Raw genomic sequence first — 20,365 nt, forward strand, 5'->3', positions numbered from 1 at the left:
ACCGATCGGATTTTTAACCCGATTAGAGGCATTATGCCTGGAACCCCAACTAATTGCAAGGGCCAGCGCAAATATCTTGATCGTGTGGTGCAACACCTATCCGATAAGGCGGTGCATTGGGGGGTCCGACGAGCGAGGTAGGCCTCCGGTTCCGCTAAACTTTCGCAATGCTCGACCGCGACCTGATCCGACGCCATCCCGACGCCGTTCGCCTGGGAATCTCCCGCAAAGGGATCGATGCCTCGATCGTGGATCGCTTCCTTGAAATCGACGCCGAATATCGGCGCGTAAAGACGGAGACGGGCGAGTTGCAGGCTGAATCGAACCGGGTGAGCAAGTCGATCGGCCAGCTAATGGCGCAAGGAAAGCGGGACGATGCGGAGGCCGCGAAGGCTCGAGCCAAGGAGCTCAAAGACGCCGCGACGGTGGGGGAAACAAGGGAGAAAGAGCTCGAAACGGCGATGCGGGAGGTGGAGCTGGAGTTCCCCAACCTGCCTCACGAGTCGGTTCCGAATGGACGCGATGAGACCGAAAATGTTGTCGTGCGAATGTGGGGCGAAAGGCCCACCTATGCCGAAGCGCCGCAGCCTCACTGGGATGTGGCGGACCGGCTAGGACTCGTCGACCTGGCCCGGGGCGCAAAGATCACCGGGAGCGGATTCGTGGTGTACACCGGCTGGGGAGCTCGTCTGCAAAGGGCGCTCTTCACGTTCATGCTGGATGTCCAAACCCAAAAGAACGGGTACCGGGAGATCTATCCGCCCTATGTCGTCAACCGGGCAAGCCTAATCGGAACCGGAAATCTACCGAAATTCGAAGAAGATCTATACCGAACGACCGACGATCTCTTCCTGATCCCAACCGCCGAGGTGCCGCTTACCAATCTTTACCGGGACGAAATCCTGGATAACGACCAACTGACGGTCAAGTTGGCCGGGTATTCCAGTTGCTTCCGACGCGAAGCCGGCGCGGCGGGCAAGGACACCCGTGGCATTCAGAGGATTCACCAGTTCGACAAGGTCGAGCTAGTGAAGTTCTGCCGGCCGGAAGAGAGCTATGACGAGTTGGAGACGCTGGTCGCCGATGCCGAAAGCGTTTTGCAGGCCCTCGGAATCCACTATCGAATCGTAGAGCTTTGCGCCGGAGATCTTGGCGCAAAGGGGTGTAAGTGCTACGACCTCGAGCTCTGGTCTCCCGCGATGGATAAGTACCTGGAAATCTCGAGCTGCACCAATTTCGAGGCGTACCAAGCGCGCCGCGCGAATATCAAATTCCGCCGAGCGCAGGGAGAGAAGCCGGAGTTCGTGCACATCCTAAACGGCAGCGGCCTCGCCCTACCCCGCCTCTTCGCCTCCATCCTCGAAACGTTCCAGCAGCCCGACGGCTCCCTCCTCGTCCCGGAGGCTTTGCGTCCGTACGTCGGCACGGAGTTCATCAGGTAGCGTCGGCGTCTTCGTAGCGTCGGCGCCCCCGCCGATGCCTCCGGAGATCCTCATCTATTCCGGCATCCCAAGCCACGGAACGCCATCAAGGGGAAAGGGGGCACTACCACACCGAGCCTTTTCAGCGAGATTCCCCTTATGCGGATTGGCCAACGTGTAGCCCACAAACCGCTCCAGGTCCGTTTGCGTCCGAACGATATGGTCGAACGATTCCTTCTGCCATACGGGTCCGCGGCGACAGAGGGCTTCGTTTATTCGGTGCGCAGTGACAGACTTCCACTGCTGTACAACCTCCGACAGGTCGATGTCCGCATTCGGGCGGACCACAGAGTGAACATGGTTCGGCATGATTGCGTAAGCATGCAGCTCGTAATTAGGTGCCTTTAAGAGGCATTCCTCAACGATTTTCGAACAAGTGTCGTGTCGAAGAAGGCATTCGCCATGGCCTTGATCGAGGTATTTCTCGACCCGTCCTATGATCCTGCGCTTCATGGCAGCCAACTCGACCCTCGTCGGTTGTCGCGCCTGAGCGGCAACAAATCGTTCGACCTCGTCGTGCCAGTCAGATCTATAGGCTTCGACCACCGACTCTGGAAGGGAATCGCCGAGGCGGAAAGTTACGAAGTAAATCGCACCTGGCAGGCGCCAGTGCGGAAGCCTCGAACCTTGTCTCTTTTCGAGCGAAGGCATTTGGCGATGCTACAACTTTTCCGGAGGCATCGGCGGGGGCGCCGACGCTACGAAGACGCCGACGCTACATTTTGGTGGAAATTGGGAACTTGACACCTAGACGCTCACGTAATGTATATATGAGGCTGTGCGGAGACGCACAGAGAAGGAGATACAAAAAATGAGAACAGTGGTGAATTTAAGTCCGGCGGCTGATTTTCGAGCGATGGAGGAGATGTTCGACCGCGTTTTCGGGAGCCCGAGCCGCCCGGCGGCGACGACCCTTCCGGTGGACATCACCGAGAATGACGGCAAGTTGTACGTGCGGGCCGCGGTGCCCGGCATCGAGCCGAATGAGCTCGACATTCAGATCGAGAAAAACGTCTTGACGATCCGCGGCGAAGCGCGCGCGGAGTCGACTTCCCAAGATGAGAAGGTCTACCGGCGCGAAGTCAGTTACGGGTCGTTCGGCCGTTCCATCCGGCTGCCCGAGGGGCTGAATTTGGATGAGACGCAGGCGGACTTCAAGAATGGCATCGTTACGATCACGCTCCCGCGACTTCCGGAAGAGAAGCCGAAATCGCTGAAGGTGACCGTTCGGACCAACGAACTCCCTAGCGAGCAAGTTCAGACCCAGGAAGCCTAAGCTCGAAAACGGTGCGCCCGCCGGGGATCCGGCGGGCGCATTTTTGTTTCTATCCCAGGTACTTACAGGGTCATGAGCCGCGAACCGATTCTCATCGACCTGCCATCCGAGCTGCGTGGCCCTCGGGTACTCGTTCGCCCGTATCGGCCGGGAGATGGCGCCGCGCTTCAGGAGGCGGTCAGCCTCTCACGCGAGCACCTCAAGCCGTGGATGCCGTGGGCGGATGCCCACACAACGGTCGACGAGTCGGAGGCGCTCGTCCGCCGATTCGATGCGCGGTGGCGACTTCGGGAGGACCTTGGCGTCGGGATTTGGGACATTGAAACTGGCCGTTATCTCGGGGGAAGCGGACTTCACCGGATCGACTGGGACGTCCGCCGGTTCGAGATCGGCTACTGGATTCGAGCAGACGCGGCCGGCAAGGGGTACGTAACGGAAGCCGCCGGGCTCCTATGTCAGCTCGCCTTCGGCCCCTTGGAAGCCAACCGGGTGCTTATCCGTTGCGCGACCGAGAACCGTCGTAGCGCTGCCATCCCGATCCGGCTTGGCTTTCTGTACGAAGGGACTCACCGAAACGAGGGAAGGAGGACCGATGGCCTGCTCTTCGACATGGAGGTCTACGGGATGACCGCGGATCGATGGCGGCAGCTTGCCACGGCGGAGGGGATGGCCCCCGGCGAATCGCAAAGCGGCCAAGCGCCTGCTGCTTCCAACTCGCCCGACTCACCGTAACCGAAGAGAACGCCGACGCAGGGGAGTCCGTGCTGGTGCGCGCCGATGACATCGTGCATTCGGTCGCCCACCATCACGGCGTCGTTTGTGTTGATTCCGAACGTGGCGAGGAGATGGGCGATAACTTCCGCCTTCGCCTCTCGCGTTCCATCGAGCTCGCTGCCAACGATCCCTTCGAAGAAGTGGGCGAGTCCGAACCGCTCGACGATCCGTAGGGCGAATACCTCCGGCTTGGAGGTGGCGACATAGAGCCGGTTTCCCGCTTCGCGCAACTCAGTCAATGCTTCCGGAATTCCCGCGTACACCTCGTTCTCGAAGAGGCCGACTTCGCTAAAGCGTTCCCGATAGTGGGCGATCGCTTCCGCGATCGAAGCTGCGTTGTCCGTCTCCAGTAGGCGGGCGAATGAGCCACGGAGCGGAGGACCGATGCACCAGCCGAGGGCGTCCGGATCGACCGGGGCACAACCCATCCGGTCTAGGGCGTGAACGATACAACGAGTGATCCCCGGCTTGGGGTCGGTCAACGTCCCGTCAAGGTCGAAAAGCACGCTTTCGCCGGTCATCCGCAAACCAGACTACCGGGGAGGCAAACATCTCCTATAGTAGAAAGGTGAGCGTCGAGAACCGGCTCGCTTGGCAGCTGCTTAAAGAACAGGTCCAAACCCGCACCTTTTGGCTCTACCTCGCCTCGGTTTTTCCGACCGCCATTGCAACGGCGTACCTTACGCTCGGGCTCTTCTACTCCTACTTGATCACGCCGAACGGCGAGATCCTCTACTTGGCGACGGCGGCTAGCGGCGTCGGTTTCCTTTTCGCCTTTCGTGAATTCTTGCGCCATTGCCGTCTCGCGAAGCATGCCCGAAAGATCGGAGCTCCGCGAGTGCCACCCCGCTATTGGTTGGGTGTAGGGCTTACGGCCGCCTTACTTTCTCTCAATGCCGGAGTTGTCCCGTTCGCCGTCCATTCCCTGGTGGGAACGCACATGTCGAAGCTCGAATGGAAACGACTGGCCGACGACTTCGGGAAGAAAGAGCTCCCGTTCCTTCCTTAGTCTTACGGCGTGAATCCGACCGCTTGCCAAAGCGGCTTCGGCCGGTAGGGTCGGCCGTTGGCCAGCACGAGCCAAACCTTGCGGGTGTCCGAGATCCGCTTGGATGGGTCGCCATCAACTACCAGCAGATCGGCCCGCTTCGCAGCGGTGACGGTGCCGACCTGGCGGTCGAGCCCCATCACCTTCGCCGGAACCGAGGTCGCCGCTTGGATCGCCTCCAAAGGAGTGAAGCCGGCTCGAACGTACAGCTCCAACTCTCCGTGGAGGCTATGCCCGGGAATGGCCTGGTCGGTTCCGGCCACGATCGGAATCCCCGCTCGATGCATCTTCCCCAAAACCGCGAGCCAGCTATCCATCAGTTTCCCGAACGGGGGCGCCCCGGGGCTTACCATGCTTCTCATCGCCGTCTTTAGCTCGGGCGCAACCTTGTCGACCCCCGGTTCCACCTCCGAGGGGCTCTTGACCGGCGCGTGGATGAACAGACTGAACAGCACCATCGTGTCGTCCATCACCGTCCGATGCGAGCGTAAGAACTGGATCACTTCACCCGTCCTTGGGGAATTCGGGTCTAGCGGCTTTAAGGAGCCTCCGTTGCCGGCGATCGCGGAAACCACATATTGGAAGTGGTTCACTTGATCCATTCCGGATTCCACTCCCTCTTGGAGCGTCATCCCTTCCGGAATGTGGCCGGTCACTGTCATGCCGGCGCGGTGGGCGACTTCGGCGACCGCCCGAACCATCTCCGGCTTTACAGAGCTGTAAATCTTCATCTGCCGAAAACCGGCCGCTTTGTACTTGGCGACGGCGGCCCGAACCTGCTCCATGTTATCGACGCGTACCACGCCGAGAGACATCGGCGAGGTGCCGTCCACCAGCCCGGCCAACAGCAAGCGCGGACCGAGTCCGGCGCCACGGTCGATGGCGTCGCGAACCGGAACGACGAAATCGAACTCGTTACCGCAATCCCGCACGGTGGTAACGCCCGACGCAAGGTAGACGGGACCCCATTCCACTTGGGCGTAGTGGGCATGCATGTCCCAAAGTCCGGGCAGGATGCTCTTTCCGCGGATATCCACCTTTTCCGTATCGGGAGGGATCGTGACGGATATCCGGGGTCCGGCCGCCAAGATCTGGCCGCCTCGCACGACCACCGTTGAATCTTCGATCGGCTTGCCGCCCCGTCCGTCGATAAGGCGTCCACCTACAAAGGCGATCGCCTTTGGAACTTTGGGGCTCAAGCGCCGGGATAGCTGGGCCAAACGCGCCATCGCGTCCTCGGCGGCGCGGCGAACAAAGATCCCTAGCAGCGGTTCGTATCCGGGAGCGAGCGCTTCGAAGTGGTCGAACTCGGCATCGCACATCACCCCTGCCACGAGCCGGCCATGCGGGTCGGTCCAGAGCGTCTCACGGCCCCACATGACGCCGTCGACGCCGTAGCGGGTCAAGTTGACGCTTTTTCCGGCGACTTTAACCGAGTCGGTTCCCCTCACTTCGACATGGATCTGCCCGGACGGCAGGTTGGCCAGACTTGAGGGACGCCCGATGCTGTTCCAGTACTGCAGCATCGCCTCCTGCCCCGCGATAGGCGCATAACCCGAGGAGACCGCGTACTTCGCGGGAACGGCGATCTTCTGTTCAATCCCCTTCTCGGCCCAAGTCGCCTCGTTTCCGTGCACATGGATTTCGCGGTTGATCGTGGTTGGGCGAGCGGTTTGGCCCTTCACCGTTAGCTCCGTCACGGCGCCACGAACGGTGGTGATACTGGCAGTCAACTTCACCGGAGAAGAGCGGTCGGTGAAGGCAAAATCGGTTTGGATCTGGGTTAAAAACAGCGGATGGGGCTTGAACGCCGCAGTCTCCTGTCCAATCGGTTGCTCGTATTTGTAGAGCCGCCAGCTCTCGGTCCAAGGCGGAGTCTGAGCGGCGACGAGGAGCAGGAGCGACAGCATGTTTGATCATACAAACACGTCGTTCGAATTTGCCCCTATTTGATCGCTCCGTTTAAGCCGTTTGGGAAGAAGCCGCCTTGGGTCGCGTTAGGCGCGAGATACAGAATGTCCAATATTTCCCTCGTGGTTCGGGCGAAAACCGTTGCATTCGCATCAGTGGGAGAGATATTCGTCGTCGTGCCGGTCCCCAATGTTTGGTCGTTGTTACCGCCAAGACTTGCCCGCAAGGATGCGATACGGCTGGCGGCCGCTTGGACGCTCGCGTCCATCTCGTATAAGGCGTGCCGGATCGCGCCGCCGTGGTACGATTCCGTCGCCATGATCCCGGCTGCCGACGTGGCATTGGCGGGAGTGGTCAGGCTCGGCAACGCTCCGTAATATGCGGTTACGCCGAGGTCTTCGAAGAAAAAAGCGCCGAGCAGAAAACTCGCGTCGTCGGCAAACGGATTGAACGCGCCGAGGTTGGCGGCGGTGGCCAGCGCGTTGAAGCCGGCAACGAAATCGATAGCGGGACGAACGACCGCGGTGGATCCGATGGCGCCTCGAACCACCTGTACATGCGTCCTTTCCTCGAGCGCGAACTCAAGAAACATGCGGCGAAGCAATTGAGACACAAATGGCACCTGGGTGCCCCCGGTTACCGCACCCGCTCCGGTTCCGGCTTCCCCGTCCGTAAGCCCGGCGCCGCTGGTGCCGCGCAGGTAATACTCCGCCTCCAAAAACTCGAGGTTAAGGGCGAGGTTCAGGAGATCGGCGTCGCCCCCTCCTCCTCCAGTACCGCCGCTCGTGCTGCCCGCGGTATTGCCATGCGTCGAAAGCCCGGCACTTCCGCCACAGCCGATCGCGAGTCCACCCGCCACTACGCCCAACCCGGCGAGCCCCCCGTTTCGTAAGAAGTCGCGTCGATTCAATAGGTCCATTCGCTCTCCACTCGCTGTTAGTGGACGGAGCAATTCGGAAATCGTTCAATCAGGAAACGCCGCTGCCGGTCATAATCGCACCTAGATGGGCGCGGTGTTGCTCGATGCTGGAGATATGCGGCGGACGCTTGGGCGGATGGCGCACGAGATTCTTGAGGCGAACCAGGGCGCGGAAGGGCTGGTCGTCATCGGCGTGCTTCGCCGAGGCTATCCCGTGGCCAAACGGCTGGCGTTCCTGATGACGCAGATCGAAGGGACGACGGTGCCTTGCGGCAAGCTCGATGTGCGGCCCTACCGGGACGACCGGCCGAACTTCGAGCACGACGAAACGGAGATCCCGTTCGAAGTTGCCGGGAAAACCGTGATTCTCGTCGACGAGGTGATCTACACGGCCCGGACGATCCGGGCGGCCCTCGAAGGGGTGATGCGGTTTGGGCGGCCGAAGACGGTGCAGCTCGCGGTTCTGATCGATCGCGGCCACCGGGAGCTGCCGATCGAGCCGAACTACTACGGCAAGAAGGTCGACACCGACCGCGACGACCATATCGTGGTCCGGGTGAACGAATACGACGGCGAGGACGCGGTGGTCTTGGAGAAGAAGGAAGTCATTAATGTCTAGGCACCTGTTGGGTATCCGCCACCTCGAGCGAGACCAGATCGAGGAGCTTCTCGAACTCTCGGCCGATTTCAAGCTGCGCGTCATCGAGGGACGGTCCGTTCCCAAGCTCGACAAGGAAGTCGTCGGCATGCTCTTCTTCGAGAACTCGACACGGACGCGGGTCAGCTTTGAGCAAGCCGCGCACTATCTCGGATTGAAGACCGCTAACTTCTCCTCCTCTGGTTCCAGCATGAGCAAAGGGGAGACGCTTAAAGACACGATTCTCACCCTTCGCTACGAAAGGCTGAACGGATTGGTGATGCGCCACCGAATGTCCGGCTCCGCGAACTTGGCCGCTCGCCACTTTGGAGGCCCGGTTTTAAACGCGGGTGACGGGCAGCACGAGCATCCGACTCAAGCGCTCGGCGACGCCCTTACGATCATCGAACGGAAAGGCGATCTCGACGGACTCGTCGTCTCCATCGTGGGGGATGTCGAGCACTCCCGGGTTGCCCGCTCGAACGCGTGGCTGCTGAGCAAGATGGGCGCGGAAGTCCGCTTCGTGGGTCCGCGGACTCTCATGCCCCAAAACACCGGCTTGCTGCCGGGCAAGGAGTTTCACGACCTGGCTACCGGCATCGACGGTGCGGACGTAATTATTTGTCTCCGTCTGCAAAAGGAGAGGATGGCCGAAGGGGTCCTGAGCTCCATCGGGGAATACGCCTCGATGTACCAAGTCAATCGAGAGAGCTTGAAGTACGCGGCGGAGGATTGCCTGGTGATGCATCCCGGCCCTCTGAACCGTGGCATCGAGGTCGACGACGTCGCCGCCGACGGCGAGCAGTCGGCCATCACCGCCCAAATCGAAAACGGCATCTTCGTTCGGATGGCCTCTCTCTACTGGTGCTTCACCGGCAGTGACGACAAAGTCGAGAAGAAAAAGGGAAAAAAGAAGTAGCCCTACACTTGGGGTTGACCCGTACAGCATCTTGTACAATGAATGCATGGATGCGATCAGTTATTCAGCGGCGCGGGCAAAGCTGGCGCGGGTGATGGACCAAGTGTGCGAAAACCGCGAGCCGATGATCATCACTCGTCAAGGCAGCGAGTCGGTGGTGATTCTTTCCCTCTCCGATTACGAGGAGCTGGACGAAACCGCCTATCTCCGCCGAAGCCCGGAAAATGCTCGGAGGCTTACGGAAGCGATTAAGCAGCTCGAGGCGGGGAACGGGATTGAGATGGAGCTTAAGGATCTGACTGATTGATCATCTCATTTTCCACCCGCGGCTGGGAGGACTATCTTGAATTGCAGCGGGTCGATGCCAAGGCAACCAAAAGAATTAACAAGCTGATTGCGGAAATCGTCCGCGATCCCTTTGCAGGCTTGGGCAAACCGGAACCCTTGCGGCATGAGTGGGTCGGATATTGGTCGCGAAGGATCGACGGCGAGCACCGCCTCGTCTACAAGGTGACCGACACGGCGATTCAAATCGCGCAGTGCCGGTACCACTATTGACTGGCGATGCCGCAACCGGGCGGCAGGGTGAGCCATACTCGCTCAAGAGATGCGCACCCTCCTCAAGAACGGCCGCTTGCTCGATCCCTCGCAGGAACTCGACCTCATCGGGAGCCTGCTTATCGAGGACGACCAGATCGTCGATTTAGGAGAACAGATCGACGAAAGCGACGTCGACGAGACCTACGACTGCACCGGCCTCTGGGTCACGCCGGGCCTCGTCGATCCTCACGTGCACTTGAGGGAACCGGGCGACGAACACAAGGAAACGATCGTCTCCGGAACCCAGGCCGCCGCCGCCGGTGGATATACGACGATTTGCTGCATGCCGAATACCCGGCCGCCCCTAGACACGCCGAGCCTCATCGATTTCATTCTCGATCGAGCCGCGTCTCCCGAAGCCGGCGGCGTGTTCGTAGCTCCGGTCGGCGCGCTGACGAAGGGAATGAAAGGGGAGGAGCTTACGGATCTCGCCGCGATGAAGCGGGCCGGAATCGTGGCCACCAGCGACGAAGGATTTCCCACCCAAAGCTCGCTGATCATGACTCAGGCGATGGAGTACTGCCGGCAGCTCGATTTGCCGATCATGGTCCACTGCGAAGATGCCACCCTAACGAAGGGCGGCAGCATGAACGAGGGAGCGATGAGCGCCATGCTCGGGCTGCAGGGAATGCCTCGCTCCGCCGAGGAGATCGCGGTGATGAGGAACTGCCTATTGGCGCTTCATACCGGATGCCAGATCCATATCATGCGTGTCTCCACGTGGGGCGCAGTCGAAATGGTGCGGCAAGCAAAGTATCTTGGCGCGCCGGTTACCTGCGAGATTTGCCCGATGCATTTCGTCTTCATCGATGAGAACGTCGGCGAATTCGACACCCGCTTTAAGATTCAACCCCCGCTCCGAACGGCGATCGATATCGATCTCCTTCTACAGGGGCTCAACGACGGAACGATCGACTGCATCGCGAGCGATCACTCGCCGCACGCTTCGCACGAAGTCGACGTACCTTTCGAGGAGGCCCCGTTTGGATCGGCTCAACTGGAGTCGGCGGTGGGGGTCACGCTCACCTATCTCACCCACAAGGGAATTCTTTCTCCGCTAGAAACGATACGTAAGCTGAGCACCCGTCCGGCGCAGATTCTCCGCTTGGACGCCGGGACTCTTCGCCCGGGGGAAACTCCAGTGGCTCAAGTTTGTGTTATCGATCCTGAATGCGAATGGATCTTCGACCGCAGCCGCACCTTCAGCAAGAGCAAGAACACCCCGTTCCATGGGATGGCGTTGCGAGGCAAGACGATGCTGACGTTCAGCGGCAGCGAGATTTACCGGGACGCGCTCTTTTCGGACACGCGCTACTCCATCGGCTAACCTGCGTGAGATCGATCCTCGCCCTGTCAGTTCTGTTCGTCCTCTACGGGTGCCGAACCGGCACGCTGCCGAATCCGAACGACCCTAAGGACGTGGGAATGCTCTCCCCTCAGGTGATGAGGCGTAACCTCGCCTCCGTCACGGAGTCCTTGGCCAATCGGCATGCCCGCCGCGAGCTGACCGATCGCGAATACCGGGACTTAGTCACCAAGGCGGCCAACGAGCTATTGGAGTCCGTGGATCCCAGCAACGTAGCCCCGGCGCAGGCCTGGGAGTTCGGCGAGGTGTTACGCGATGGAAAGCGGTGGCCGGAGGCGGAGAAGGTCTTACGGACGGCGGTTAAGTACGCCGTATCAACCAAGAACGAGGATCGGAGGGTCAACGACACGCTTCGGCTGGCCCGAGCGATCGCCGAACAGGGACGCACGGAGGAGGCAATCAAGACGGCAAGAACCGTTTTCGACGCATCCCCCGTTCAGTCGGCCCCAATTCTTCTGGGGGTCTATTTAGAGATCGTGCCAGCCGTCCACGAGCCGAAAGGACACGAGGTCGAGCTCGCCAAATTGATCGAAGACGCGATCGCCATCCATATGCGCACCCTTGTCGATAAGGGAACCGAAGCGGGCAAACTCTTTCTCGCCGCCCGCGCCCATCATGTGGCAGCCGCCTGGCGGGTCGCATCCGCGCTTTACGATGCGGGCGGCCGCCACGATGCCGCGATGAAGGCGCTGGAGAAGAGCGACGCCATGGTCGAAGGATTTTCCCGGCGGACCAACATATAGGTCTGAGCCCTCTTTTTAAGGGAATTGTTCGGTTTTTTGCCTAGGACCCCTTGGATCGTTCGGCAAGTGTCGGTAGAATTCCGAATGATGGGAACGGCATCACGAATGCGGTTCCAGAAGACAGGAAGTGTTTCACCGATGAATAAGGCTCTCGCATTGCTCGCAGTTTCCGCCCTCGCTCTTTCCGCCGCTTTCGCACAGGACAAGAAGCACGACATGAAGCCCATGGCCAAGCCTGCCGCTAAGATGCAGGGTCACAAGATGATGAAGGGCCACATGATGATGAAAGGCCACCACATGATGAAAGGCCACCACATGATGAAGGGTCACAAGATGACGAAAGGCCACATGATGATGAAGGGCCATATGATGAAGAAGGGCATGAAGAAGATGGGGAAGCCCGCGGCTAAGTAGTTCCGCCCCTTATCGTCGATTAGGCACCCCGCCCGTCGCCGTCCCGCCACTGGGACGGCGACGTTTTTATGAGCGCCTACTCCCCTGCGCCAAATACGTTCCGGAGCACATCTTCGAGCGCCTCGATCGGGAGGCCAATTACGTTGCTCATGGAACCTTCCACCGCTTGGACGAAGCGGCCGGCCCCTCCCTGAATCGCATAGGCGCCCGCTTTGTCCATCGGCTCTCCGGTCGCTACGTAAGCGTGGATTTCCTCATCCGTCAGCTTCCGGAACTCCACCTCGGTGGTGGCTTGAAACGCTACCGCTCCGTACGCCCAAACCACGGACACACCCGTGATCACCTGGTGTGCCCGGCCGGAAAGCCGGCGAAGCATGTCGACCGCCTCTTCCACGTCGTTCGGCTTATTAAGGATTTGCCGCTCCGGGCCGGGAAGGGTGACCACCGTATCGCCCCCGATCACCAGCGCCCCCGGCCGCAAAAGTGAAACGGCCCTGGCCTTTTCCCCCGCCAGCCGCTCCGCCAAATCGCCGGCGCTTTCCTCGGGAAGAACAGACTCGTCGACATCCGACACGACCACCTCAAACTCCTTGACGAGTTGCGAGAGTAGCTCACGACGCCTCGGCGAGCCGCTGGCAAGGACGACCGGATACGGAAGATTCACCCGGCGAGTTTACGGCCTGAAGACTCCCAAAAAGATCGGCAACGTTCTTGCGGAAACCGGTGTTCAATGAGATTGGCGGAACAAGAGCCGCCCAACTATCTCGCATCGGAGGTGCCGAGATGAAAAGCTTGTTGACAATCCTCGCCGGCCTGGCGCTTTGCGCCGGGATGACCGGTTGCAGGTCTTACCAGGCCGATGTCTCCCCGGACGGACGGTCCGTGGCCGTCGTGACAGATAAAGGGGTTACGATAGGTCCGGCGGATGGCGGCAAGAGCCGTCTCGTTCTAAAAGGGGCATATGACTCGCCTCGCTATTCGCCGAATGGCCGCTTCGTAGCGGTACACGCTACGAAGTCCAAGACCGTCCTGATCGATCCAAGGACGGGACAAAGCACGACGCTGTCGACGGCATTGGAACCACCCTATGCTTGGCGCCCGGACTCGTCGGAGTTGCTGGGTTGGAGGGCTCCGGGACGAGCCTCTGTCCTGAACGTCGGCAAACGAATCGTCGTTCGAGGAATGGATATTCCCCGGCCACTCGACCTCGTTTGGTTCGACGACGGCAGCCTCGCGCTCAAATACTCGGGCAGCGTAGCCTACTGGCACGGTGGGGCAACGAAGACCATTCCCACTCAATTAGCAAGTGTGAGTGCGCTGACGGGTAATTCGCGAAGTTTGGTCTGGATGGAAACGACGGAAGGTGGAGGCTCGGACTTACCGCATGAGAAGAGCATCTTGAGATCGTACGATCTCAAGACCGGGGCGATCAGCACGCTCAGGGAAACGCCGGATATCGCCAACTTGCTGGGTGGGAAGAGGTATTTCTGCCCCACTGCCTTCTCGATCTCGCCCGATGGCGACCGTCTCGCGTTCGCGGGCTTCGAAGATCTGAGCCCCCCAGGAATCCTGGATCAACTGCTAGCCGTCCAGCGGAGTCGGGTAAGTGACCCGAAGAACAGGGCACTGAAGGAGAAGGAAAACTCTTTCTTGAGCCAGGTGCGCATGAGGGTCGTTACGGCGACGACGTCGATCCGCAATGGCGGCTTCGTCGAGGTCGCCCATAGCCCTACGATGGGTTCGAGTAAGAAGAGACTGGAGCCGCAATGGGACTGGGGCTGCCCGAACGACATTCGCTGGGCCAGAAACGGCCAGTCGATCTCGGTTGCGTACACGAGCGGAGCCCAGGTCTTGCGCCTAAACTGAGCTCTTCAGCATCGACGCTCCGGGATCGGCCAAAATCAGGTCGTCCCGGAGCGTCCATGAGAGTCCCGTTCTACGATATCAAGGCCCAATACGACGAATTGGCCGCGCCTTTGGACAAGGTCGTCCACGAGGTGATTTCCAGCGGTGTGTATGCCCTGGGCCCCCATCACAACGCCCTGGAGCGGGAAATTGCGGAGCTCCACGGATGCAAGCACGGCATCGCGCTGAACTCGGGAACGGACGCGCTCCGGATCATGATGGATGCCCAAGGGATCGGTCCCGGCGACGAAGTGATCACCACTGCTTTTACGTTTGTCGCGAGCACCGAGACGATCGTGCAGACCGGGGCGACGCCGGTCTTCGTCGATGTCGACCCGTCGACGTTCATGATCGACACCTCTCTGATCGACGCGGCGGTCACCGAGAGGACCAAGGCGATCCTTCCGATCCACCTGTTCGGGCAGCTCTGTGATGTCCGCGGGGTAACCGCCGCGGCGGAGCGAAATAGCTTGGTTGTGCTCGAGGACGCCGCCCAGGCCATCGGTTGCACCTATGAGGGAACCCCCTCCGGTAACTTCGGCGTTGCCGCCGGATTTAGCTTTTACGTCACCAAAAACCTCGGCGCCGCCGGCGACGCGGGAATGATCGTTACCAACGATGACGAGTACGCCGCGCGGGCGCGCGCGATCCGGATCCATGGCATGGGTCGGGAGCGGTACTACTACGACTACGTTGGCTATACGTCGCGAATGGACGAGATCCAAGCCGCGGTGCTGCGGGTAAAGCTCCAGCGGATGGCGGCTTGGAACGAGCGCCGGGCCGAGATTGCCGCCATTTATCTCGATCGCCTGTCCGGGTTGGATCTACCTCTCCCCTCGATCCAGCCGGGAAATAACCACACCTGGCACCAGTTCGCGGTGACGACGCCCCGCCGAAACGAGCTGATGCCGTTCCTGAGAGAACGGCAAGTCGACTCGATGATCTACTACCCGGTCCCGCTCCACTTCCATGCTCCCTACGCCCGGTTCGGCGGCGGCGAAGGCTCGCTTCCGGAAACCGAGCGCATCTCCCGAGAAGTCCTGAACCTGCCGATCCACCCTCACCTGACGGACGAGCAGGTGGAGCATGTCGCCCGCTCGGTCGTAGATTTCTTCGCATAACTCTTACGGACCGCAGAGCTCCAGCTCTGCGGTCCGTAGGGGGTTTCGGTACGCTTGGTTAATGAGTCTCTATAAGTCCGTCTTGCGGCCGCTTGCTTTTCGGATGGATCCGGAGCGGGTGCATGAGATGGCGATGGGGATGCTTAGGCGGGGGCTGATCCGGGCGAAGCCGTTTGCCGACTCGAGACTCGAACAGGATCTTTTCGGCGTTCACTTTCCAAACCCGCTTGGATTGGCGGCGGGGTTCGACAAGAACGCGGTGGCCCTCGAGCAGTGGCACCGGCTCGGCTTTGGATTCGTGGAGTGCGGAACGATTACTTATCACGCCCAGCCGGGAAACCCTCGGCCGCGCATGTTTCGGGTTCCAGAAGCCCAGGGGCTGATTAATCGGCTAGGGTTTAACAACGAAGGGGCGGAGGCGCTGGCGACCCGGTTGGGGGCGGCGCGACCCTCGATCCCGGTCGGAATAAACTTGGGCAAGTCGAAGGTCACCCCCTTGGAGGATGCGGCCAAGGATTACCAAGCTTCGTTCCGACTCCTCCACCGGTTCGGCGCCTACTTCGTGGTGAACGTCTCCTCACCGAATACTCCCGGGCTGCGCAGCCTGCAGGAGCGCTCCGCGCTTACCGAGATATTGGCCTCCCTCCGCGAGGTCGACGCCACTCGTCCGATGTTCGTCAAGGTTGCGCCCGATCTAGAGCTCTCGGCGCTCGACGAGGTGCTCGAAGTCGCCGTGGAAGCAGGCCTAACCGGGCTCATCGCGACCAATACGACGATCTCCCGTGACATGATCGCGCGTGATCCAGGGGAAACCGGGGGGCTGTCGGGAGCGCCGGTCCGCGCGAAGTCGAATCTCGTATTGGCCCACCTGGCCCGAAACGCGCCCAAGGAAATGACCCTCATCGGGGTCGGCGGCATCCTCACCGCCGAGGACTTATACGAGAAGATCCGCCTTGGCGCCCACCTATGCCAGCTCTATACCGGCTGGATCTACGGCGGCCCGCAAATGATCCCGTCCGTTTTGGAGCAACTGGTTACTCTTATGGATCGCGAAGGGGTGAAGAGGCTGGGCGAAGTCAGAGGAAGCTTGCTCTAGCCAATCCGGCTCAGAGCTACCCCCATTTGTGCTTCGGGGCAGCGGGGAATCGCGGGGGCTTGGGGAGCTTTGGCATTTTGAACGGCTTCGGCTCTTTGTACTTGGGCCAATGGAACGCCGGCGCCTTGGGGATAGCCGGAACTCCGGGAACGCGCACCGGTGGGGCGAGAAAGCGGGTGGACGAGTGCATCGCTCCGCACGTTCCGCCCTCTTTGTGGCAGTGCTTGCAGCTCTTACAGGTCTTGCAAGCCTTGCAGTCGGCCGCGCCCGTGCAGCCGGAATTTGCGGAGGCCAAGCCACAAGTCGCCAGCATCAGCGATGCAATCACGATCTTCATGCGCTTAGGATAACCCAGTTTGCAGACGATCTAGGCCATGACGGCGTCGACCAGGCGATCGGCTCCGTGGCGGACCGGATCGACGCATGGAATTCCGAGTTCTCCCTCTATCGCCCGGCACGCTTCGTCCGCCTCAGTCGCGGTCGTCTCGAAGGTGTTTAAAGCGACCGCCACCGTCTTCGGCCGCGGGAAGACGCCACACGCCTCGCCGACCAATTCATACAACTGAATAACTTCGCGAAGGGGTGGAATGATGAGCTCTTCCGAGCGCCTCAAGCTTTTCTGCCCTGCTCGATGGCAAAGGACGAGGTGGGTCGGGAAGGCCCCGCGCAGCAGCGGCAAGTTCGCGGAGCTCGCAGGGTGGATTAGCGAGCCCTGGCCTTCGATGACGACCAGCTCGGCGTCGGCATACCGGAGGACCTCCGCCTCCACCGCGCCGCCCGCGAAGTCAAGGCGGATGGCGTCCAGCGGGATGCCCCGTCCCGTAACGGTGATGCCGATCTGCCCCGTCGCCACAAATTCAGCTTTGATGCCGCGTTGGCGCGCAACGCGATGGATCTCCAGACCCGACGTCATCTTTCCAACCGCCATGTCGGTTCCGATCATGAGCAAACGGCGGTTGGTAAGGAAGCGGGCTCGTCCTTCCGCTGGTTGGAGGCCGGGCGGTTCGACTCGGACATCCCAAATCCACTGCCCCGGGGCAAGATTCGGGTACCGGGGGGCGAGCCGGTCGTGGAGTCCGTTCAGCACGCTCATTCCGACGGCCACGGCCTCATCGATCGCGGGATACCACTCGGGCGGTACGAGCCCGCCGCCCGGTGCGGTCCCGAGGACCAACACTTCGGCGCCCAAGGCGCGCGCTTCGCCGACGCTGGAGACGATCGGGACCGCCCGGGGGAGGCTGGCGAGCGTGCGCATCTCCTGCCCCGCCCGGGTCGAGTCGATGACGCAGGCGATCGGATTAGGCGAGTATCGAATCACGCCGTGACCCATCTTGGCCGGGAAGCCGATCGCGTTCCCTTCCATGTAGATCGCCAGCGGCTGGTCGCGCTCAAGCATTCAGGAACGCTCCATGCCCGGGGGCGTCGCTCGGAACGATAACCCCGTCGACGATGCTCGCTCCACCGGCGGGGTCGGGGTTCAGGTTCAGGTGGCTGTCGAGGTCGATGTAGTCGAACAACGCGCCGATGGCGGCGCCGGCGGCGATCGCCACACTCGACTCGCTCATGCAACCGATCATCGTCTTGAGCCCGTGCGCTCTCGCGGCGGCGACGATGCGGACCGCCTCGGTAATCCCCCCGCACTTCATCAGCTTCAGGTTGACCCCGTCGGCCCGGTCGGCGATCTTCGGCACGTCCTCCGAAAACCGTATCGATTCGTCGACGAAGATTGGGATCGGGCGGCTTGCGAAAACCTCCGGTAAACCGGCTTCTTGTCCTTCGGCCAGAGGCTGTTCGACGTAGTCGACACCTTGCTCGGCGAGCCATTGGATCATCGCGATCGCCTCCGCGACGGTCCAGCCGCCGTTTGCGTCCACCCTCAACTTGGCTTGGAACGGCGCCGCCGCTTCCGCGGCGGCAAGGAAATGCGCTTTATCGTGCTCCCGCCCCTGGGGAGAACCGAGCTTGATCTTGAGGCACTTCGCTCCAGTGCTGCGAAGGATCTCGGGCACGCGTTCGCGAGTGACTTCCGGAGGGTTGATGCCGATGGTGACGCTGGTCGGCACGCCCCGTTTGGGCAGGCCGAGAAGCCGGTAGAGCGGCATCCCCGCTTGCTTTGCCAGCAGGTCCCAGAGCGCCGTGTCCAACGCCGCCATCGCGGGCGGATCGATGTTCGCCTCGCGCATCGCCGCGTAGTTGTCGTGCGGGTTTGTGGCGATGCCGCCGGCGGTGAACGCTTCGAGCTGGGCTTGGCCGCGCTCGGCCGTCCATGCCGATCCGGTTGCCGGCGAGAGCTCGCCGATCCCGGTGTGGGTTCCATCGGTTACGGTAACGAACAGGTTGTCTGACGAGGTCATCAACCCCCGGCTGATCATCAAGGGGTAGAGCTTCACCAGCTCTCGAATCTCAAACGCGGCACGCATGTCGCAGCAAGGCTACCTTCCAAGAGCTTTTAGGAAGCCGACCAATCAACCCGCCGGGCATGTCGGAATTCGTGAACCTGGGTTCGTTTTATCCTCGTTAGGTTCAATTCTGGGTTCGTTCCGCCGATTTTACTTTTCCGGCTCAATGCCTTGGGCCCGTAAAGTGTCGGACTGGCTATTAACGCATCCCTTCCATTATATCGCAGAATAGTAGAAAAACGTCTGCTATTAGGATTGACGTGCTACGCCTTGGAGAAAATGGGGGCGACGATCGCGATGAGGAGGGCGAAGATGGCGGCGAGGGCGAGCAGTTGCGAGATTGGGAAGCCGCCCACCGCTTTGTGATTGAGTTCCTTCATGGGTTTGTTTCCTTGCTCCGAATCCGTAGCGTCGGCGTCCCGCCGATGGTTCGACTTCGGTCGATTCGGAGCGTGATGAATTGCATACAACACCGAAATCGGCAGGTCCCCTAGCGTGACGCATCGGTTCGGGAAGAAGGTCCTGCCACGGGTGACGGGTTCAGGACCTTTGCCCCTTCCGGCGAACCTAGAAGTGGGCGGCGCCTTCCCAGGCGCTGGTTTGCCAGTTGTCGACGTGTTCGACCGGGTCGCACCACTGGGGCAGGTCTAAGATCAGCGCCTGGGCAAGTCCTTGAACGTACGGCTCGTAGATGCGACGAATCTCGGTCAGATGCCGATCGGCTTCGGGTCCGCGGCGCAGACGAAGCCCGTCGGCATCCAGCCTCGCCCGGATCTGCGCAAGTCCCTCGGGGCTTAGGCGCGTCAGCTCACCGGCGGTAGGCGGGACGTCGAGGATGTAGGCGAGGTCGACGATAACGTGTCGGCCCATCGCGAACGTGGAGCGCGCTTCAAAGCGGACCTCTTTGATCCAAGGCGCTTCGTCTTCGAATCCCATTTCGATCAATGCGCAGGCGTCGAGGATTGCGGTGAGCGATTTGAGCCAAGACTGGTCATCGTGTTGAGAACGGTAGTAGGCGAGCAGAGGATAGGAGAGATAGCTCTCCAGCGACTCGGCGCCGAACCGCTCCCAATCTTTCAGCAGCTCGGGCAGTTTGTCCATGCAGTCCGCCTCTGAGTAGCGGTGAAGGATTTCGGCTCCCATCGGATCTGAGCCAGCCTTACTGTCGAGCCGGAGCATTTGCACTTCGCGCCGGGAGAATCCGGTGTAGAGCACCGGGACGTAACCGATCACCAAGGCCAGGAAGCCGAACCCAACTCCGGCCTCCAAGACCGCGAGACCGCGCCCGATCACGTCGGTAGGGACGATATCACCGTAGCCGAGGGTGAAGAAGGTGACACCACTGAGGTAGAGCCCGCTCATCGGGGTCATCGTGGGACCGCTGAAGTGGATGCCCAAGCTCCAATAAATTAGAGCCCATCCGAGGATGATGAGCGCGGCCCAAAGTGAGATCAATCCGAGGAGGGTAAGCGGTGCGAAGGCCACCAGCAACATCTTTTTCCGCTGGCAGTCTCTCATCCGCCCGATGTACCGGTAGATGTTGCCGGCGACGTCGAAGAAGACGTTCGACATCCTCAGCCGCCGCATCACCGTGCGCGGCAATATGATCGTCTCGAAGGCGTCGACGAGCACGACGAGCACGCAGAGAACACCGATTAGGGTAGCGAGGAACATGTTTCCAGTGTTAGCGGTTAGCGGTTAGCAGCAGGGGCGGATGGGACTGGCAAAACCTTAGTGGCACCTTACTTTAACCCCA

Annotated in this window: 23 protein-coding genes; 14 read left to right on the plus strand and 9 right to left on the minus strand. The window is 60.8% G+C overall.

From position 1 onward, the window contains the following. Positions 1-167: 167 nt before the first annotated feature. Positions 168-1,442 carry a serine--tRNA ligase gene (gene serS, locus OP10G_RS09045; RefSeq protein ID WP_025226211.1) on the plus strand — a complete coding sequence of 425 codons (1,275 nt, stop codon included), beginning with the start codon at positions 168-170 and terminating at the stop codon, positions 1,440-1,442. A gap of 54 nt (positions 1,443-1,496) precedes the next feature. Here serS and OP10G_RS27850 read toward each other — a convergent pair whose 3' ends face one another. Beyond that, positions 1,497-2,132, minus strand: a complete 636-nt coding sequence (locus tag OP10G_RS27850; RefSeq protein ID WP_025226210.1) for a transposase — start codon at positions 2,130-2,132, stop codon at positions 1,497-1,499. A gap of 172 nt (positions 2,133-2,304) precedes the next feature. Here OP10G_RS27850 and OP10G_RS09055 point away from each other — a divergent pair, with 172 nt between their 5' ends. Together OP10G_RS09055 and OP10G_RS25740 are read left to right on the plus strand one after the other, a co-directional pair. Then, complete coding sequence (locus OP10G_RS09055) at positions 2,305-2,757, plus strand: Hsp20/alpha crystallin family protein (RefSeq protein ID WP_227625094.1); 453 nt, start codon at positions 2,305-2,307, stop codon at positions 2,755-2,757. Positions 2,758-2,829: 72 nt separating this feature from the next. Continuing rightward, positions 2,830-3,489, plus strand: a complete 660-nt coding sequence (locus OP10G_RS25740) for a GNAT family N-acetyltransferase (protein ID WP_084178970.1) — start codon at positions 2,830-2,832, stop codon at positions 3,487-3,489. On the opposite strand, the gene OP10G_RS09060 is transcribed toward OP10G_RS25740, so the two are convergent. Beyond that, complete coding sequence (locus OP10G_RS09060) at positions 3,375-4,052, minus strand: HAD family hydrolase (RefSeq protein WP_025226208.1); 678 nt, start codon at positions 4,050-4,052, stop codon at positions 3,375-3,377. The two genes, OP10G_RS25740 and OP10G_RS09060, sit on opposite strands and share 115 nt — an antisense overlap. Positions 4,053-4,099: 47 nt before the next feature. On the opposite strand from OP10G_RS09060, the gene OP10G_RS09065 reads away from it, so the two are divergent. After that, positions 4,100-4,540, plus strand: coding sequence for a hypothetical protein (locus tag OP10G_RS09065; RefSeq protein ID WP_025226207.1), 441 nt, complete (start codon positions 4,100-4,102; stop codon positions 4,538-4,540). 2 nt (positions 4,541-4,542) lie between these two features. Here OP10G_RS09065 and OP10G_RS09070 read toward each other — a convergent pair whose 3' ends face one another. Together OP10G_RS09070 and OP10G_RS09075 are read right to left on the minus strand one after the other, a co-directional pair. Next, positions 4,543-6,489: an amidohydrolase family protein gene (locus tag OP10G_RS09070; RefSeq protein WP_025226206.1), complete on the minus strand. Its 1,947-nt coding sequence runs from the start codon at positions 6,487-6,489 to the stop codon at positions 4,543-4,545. Positions 6,490-6,524: 35 nt separating this feature from the next. Further along, positions 6,525-7,409 (minus strand): ferritin-like domain-containing protein, encoded by an 885-nt coding sequence (locus OP10G_RS09075; protein WP_025226205.1) that lies wholly within the window; start codon positions 7,407-7,409, stop codon positions 6,525-6,527. Positions 7,410-7,494: 85 nt separating this feature from the next. On the opposite strand from OP10G_RS09075, the gene pyrR reads away from it, so the two are divergent. From pyrR to OP10G_RS26750, 7 genes are all read left to right on the plus strand, one after another. Continuing rightward, complete coding sequence (gene pyrR / locus OP10G_RS09080; RefSeq protein ID WP_025226204.1) at positions 7,495-8,028, plus strand: bifunctional pyr operon transcriptional regulator/uracil phosphoribosyltransferase PyrR; 534 nt, start codon at positions 7,495-7,497, stop codon at positions 8,026-8,028. Beyond that, a complete protein-coding gene (locus tag OP10G_RS09085; RefSeq protein WP_025226203.1) occupies positions 8,021-8,965 on the plus strand; it encodes an aspartate carbamoyltransferase catalytic subunit in 945 nt (314 codons plus the stop codon). The genes pyrR and OP10G_RS09085 overlap by 8 nt, the downstream gene beginning before the upstream one ends. 46 nt (positions 8,966-9,011) lie before the next feature. Continuing rightward, positions 9,012-9,272: a type II toxin-antitoxin system Phd/YefM family antitoxin gene (locus OP10G_RS09090; protein ID WP_025226202.1), complete on the plus strand. Its 261-nt coding sequence runs from the start codon at positions 9,012-9,014 to the stop codon at positions 9,270-9,272. Next, a complete protein-coding gene (locus OP10G_RS09095; protein ID WP_025226201.1) occupies positions 9,269-9,523 on the plus strand; it encodes a Txe/YoeB family addiction module toxin in 255 nt (84 codons plus the stop codon). The genes OP10G_RS09090 and OP10G_RS09095 overlap by 4 nt, the downstream gene beginning before the upstream one ends. Positions 9,524-9,572: 49 nt before the next feature. Beyond that, complete coding sequence (locus OP10G_RS09100; protein ID WP_025226200.1) at positions 9,573-10,892, plus strand: dihydroorotase; 1,320 nt, start codon at positions 9,573-9,575, stop codon at positions 10,890-10,892. Positions 10,893-10,897: 5 nt separating this feature from the next. Beyond that, entirely contained in the window at positions 10,898-11,674 is a 777-nt protein-coding gene (locus OP10G_RS09105; RefSeq protein ID WP_025226199.1) for a hypothetical protein, read from the plus strand. A gap of 138 nt (positions 11,675-11,812) precedes the next feature. Next, the gene (locus OP10G_RS26750; protein WP_025226198.1) at positions 11,813-12,088 is read left to right on the plus strand and encodes a hypothetical protein; all 276 of its coding nucleotides are present in this window, start codon (positions 11,813-11,815) and stop codon (positions 12,086-12,088) included. A gap of 76 nt (positions 12,089-12,164) precedes the next feature. Here the strand turns inward: OP10G_RS26750 and OP10G_RS09115 are convergent, their stop codons facing one another. Next, the gene (locus OP10G_RS09115) at positions 12,165-12,752 is read right to left on the minus strand and encodes a Maf family protein (RefSeq protein WP_025226197.1); all 588 of its coding nucleotides are present in this window, start codon (positions 12,750-12,752) and stop codon (positions 12,165-12,167) included. A gap of 119 nt (positions 12,753-12,871) precedes the next feature. Here OP10G_RS09115 and OP10G_RS26220 point away from each other — a divergent pair, with 119 nt between their 5' ends. From OP10G_RS26220 to OP10G_RS09130, 3 genes are all read left to right on the plus strand, one after another. Continuing rightward, entirely contained in the window at positions 12,872-13,954 is a 1,083-nt protein-coding gene (locus tag OP10G_RS26220) for a WD40 repeat domain-containing protein (RefSeq protein ID WP_144241072.1), read from the plus strand. A 56-nt stretch (positions 13,955-14,010) separates the two neighbouring features. Beyond that, positions 14,011-15,114 (plus strand): DegT/DnrJ/EryC1/StrS family aminotransferase, encoded by a 1,104-nt coding sequence (locus OP10G_RS09125; protein WP_025226195.1) that lies wholly within the window; start codon positions 14,011-14,013, stop codon positions 15,112-15,114. Between the two features lie 61 nt (positions 15,115-15,175). Further along, positions 15,176-16,210 (plus strand): quinone-dependent dihydroorotate dehydrogenase, encoded by a 1,035-nt coding sequence (locus tag OP10G_RS09130; RefSeq protein ID WP_025226194.1) that lies wholly within the window; start codon positions 15,176-15,178, stop codon positions 16,208-16,210. 16 nt (positions 16,211-16,226) lie between these two features. Here the strand turns inward: OP10G_RS09130 and OP10G_RS26225 are convergent, their stop codons facing one another. The 4 genes from OP10G_RS26225 to OP10G_RS09155 form a co-directional block, all read right to left on the minus strand. Then, the gene (locus OP10G_RS26225) at positions 16,227-16,547 is read right to left on the minus strand and encodes a hypothetical protein (protein WP_144241073.1); all 321 of its coding nucleotides are present in this window, start codon (positions 16,545-16,547) and stop codon (positions 16,227-16,229) included. Between the two features lie 30 nt (positions 16,548-16,577). Beyond that, positions 16,578-17,606, minus strand: coding sequence for an N-acetyltransferase DgcN family protein (locus OP10G_RS09140; protein ID WP_025226192.1), 1,029 nt, complete (start codon positions 17,604-17,606; stop codon positions 16,578-16,580). After that, positions 17,599-18,630 (minus strand): dipeptide epimerase, encoded by a 1,032-nt coding sequence (locus OP10G_RS09145; protein ID WP_025226191.1) that lies wholly within the window; start codon positions 18,628-18,630, stop codon positions 17,599-17,601. The genes OP10G_RS09140 and OP10G_RS09145 overlap by 8 nt, the downstream gene beginning before the upstream one ends. A gap of 546 nt (positions 18,631-19,176) precedes the next feature. After that, a complete protein-coding gene (locus OP10G_RS09155; protein WP_025226189.1) occupies positions 19,177-20,283 on the minus strand; it encodes a potassium channel family protein in 1,107 nt (368 codons plus the stop codon). Positions 20,284-20,365 lie beyond the last annotated feature (82 nt).

The sequence above is a fragment of the Fimbriimonas ginsengisoli Gsoil 348 genome, from assembly GCF_000724625.1.
GTDB lineage: Bacteria > Armatimonadota > Fimbriimonadia > Fimbriimonadales > Fimbriimonadaceae > Fimbriimonas > Fimbriimonas ginsengisoli.

Excerpts from the sequence above, each read along its gene's own strand:
- serS (WP_025226211.1), top strand. The coding sequence starts at position 168 with ATGCTCGACCGCGACCTGATCCGACGCCATCCCGACGCCGTTCGCCTG.
- OP10G_RS27850 (WP_025226210.1), bottom strand. The coding sequence starts at position 2,132 with ATGCCTTCGCTCGAAAAGAGACAAGGTTCGAGGCTTCCGCACTGGCGC.
- OP10G_RS25740 (WP_084178970.1), top strand. The coding sequence starts at position 2,830 with ATGAGCCGCGAACCGATTCTCATCGACCTGCCATCCGAGCTGCGTGGC.
- OP10G_RS09060 (WP_025226208.1), bottom strand. The coding sequence starts at position 4,052 with ATGACCGGCGAAAGCGTGCTTTTCGACCTTGACGGGACGTTGACCGAC.
- OP10G_RS09070 (WP_025226206.1), bottom strand. The coding sequence starts at position 6,489 with ATGCTGTCGCTCCTGCTCCTCGTCGCCGCTCAGACTCCGCCTTGGACC.
- OP10G_RS09075 (WP_025226205.1), bottom strand. The coding sequence starts at position 7,409 with ATGGACCTATTGAATCGACGCGACTTCTTACGAAACGGGGGGCTCGCC.
- pyrR (WP_025226204.1), top strand. The coding sequence starts at position 7,495 with ATGGGCGCGGTGTTGCTCGATGCTGGAGATATGCGGCGGACGCTTGGG.
- OP10G_RS09085 (WP_025226203.1), top strand. The coding sequence starts at position 8,021 with ATGTCTAGGCACCTGTTGGGTATCCGCCACCTCGAGCGAGACCAGATC.
- OP10G_RS09090 (WP_025226202.1), top strand. The coding sequence starts at position 9,012 with ATGGATGCGATCAGTTATTCAGCGGCGCGGGCAAAGCTGGCGCGGGTG.
- OP10G_RS09100 (WP_025226200.1), top strand. The coding sequence starts at position 9,573 with ATGCGCACCCTCCTCAAGAACGGCCGCTTGCTCGATCCCTCGCAGGAA.
- OP10G_RS26750 (WP_025226198.1), top strand. The coding sequence starts at position 11,813 with ATGAATAAGGCTCTCGCATTGCTCGCAGTTTCCGCCCTCGCTCTTTCC.
- OP10G_RS26220 (WP_144241072.1), top strand. The coding sequence starts at position 12,872 with ATGAAAAGCTTGTTGACAATCCTCGCCGGCCTGGCGCTTTGCGCCGGG.
- OP10G_RS09125 (WP_025226195.1), top strand. The coding sequence starts at position 14,011 with ATGAGAGTCCCGTTCTACGATATCAAGGCCCAATACGACGAATTGGCC.
- OP10G_RS09130 (WP_025226194.1), top strand. The coding sequence starts at position 15,176 with ATGAGTCTCTATAAGTCCGTCTTGCGGCCGCTTGCTTTTCGGATGGAT.
- OP10G_RS26225 (WP_144241073.1), bottom strand. The coding sequence starts at position 16,547 with ATGAAGATCGTGATTGCATCGCTGATGCTGGCGACTTGTGGCTTGGCC.
- OP10G_RS09140 (WP_025226192.1), bottom strand. The coding sequence starts at position 17,606 with ATGCTTGAGCGCGACCAGCCGCTGGCGATCTACATGGAAGGGAACGCG.
- OP10G_RS09145 (WP_025226191.1), bottom strand. The coding sequence starts at position 18,630 with ATGCGTGCCGCGTTTGAGATTCGAGAGCTGGTGAAGCTCTACCCCTTG.
- OP10G_RS09155 (WP_025226189.1), bottom strand. The coding sequence starts at position 20,283 with ATGTTCCTCGCTACCCTAATCGGTGTTCTCTGCGTGCTCGTCGTGCTC.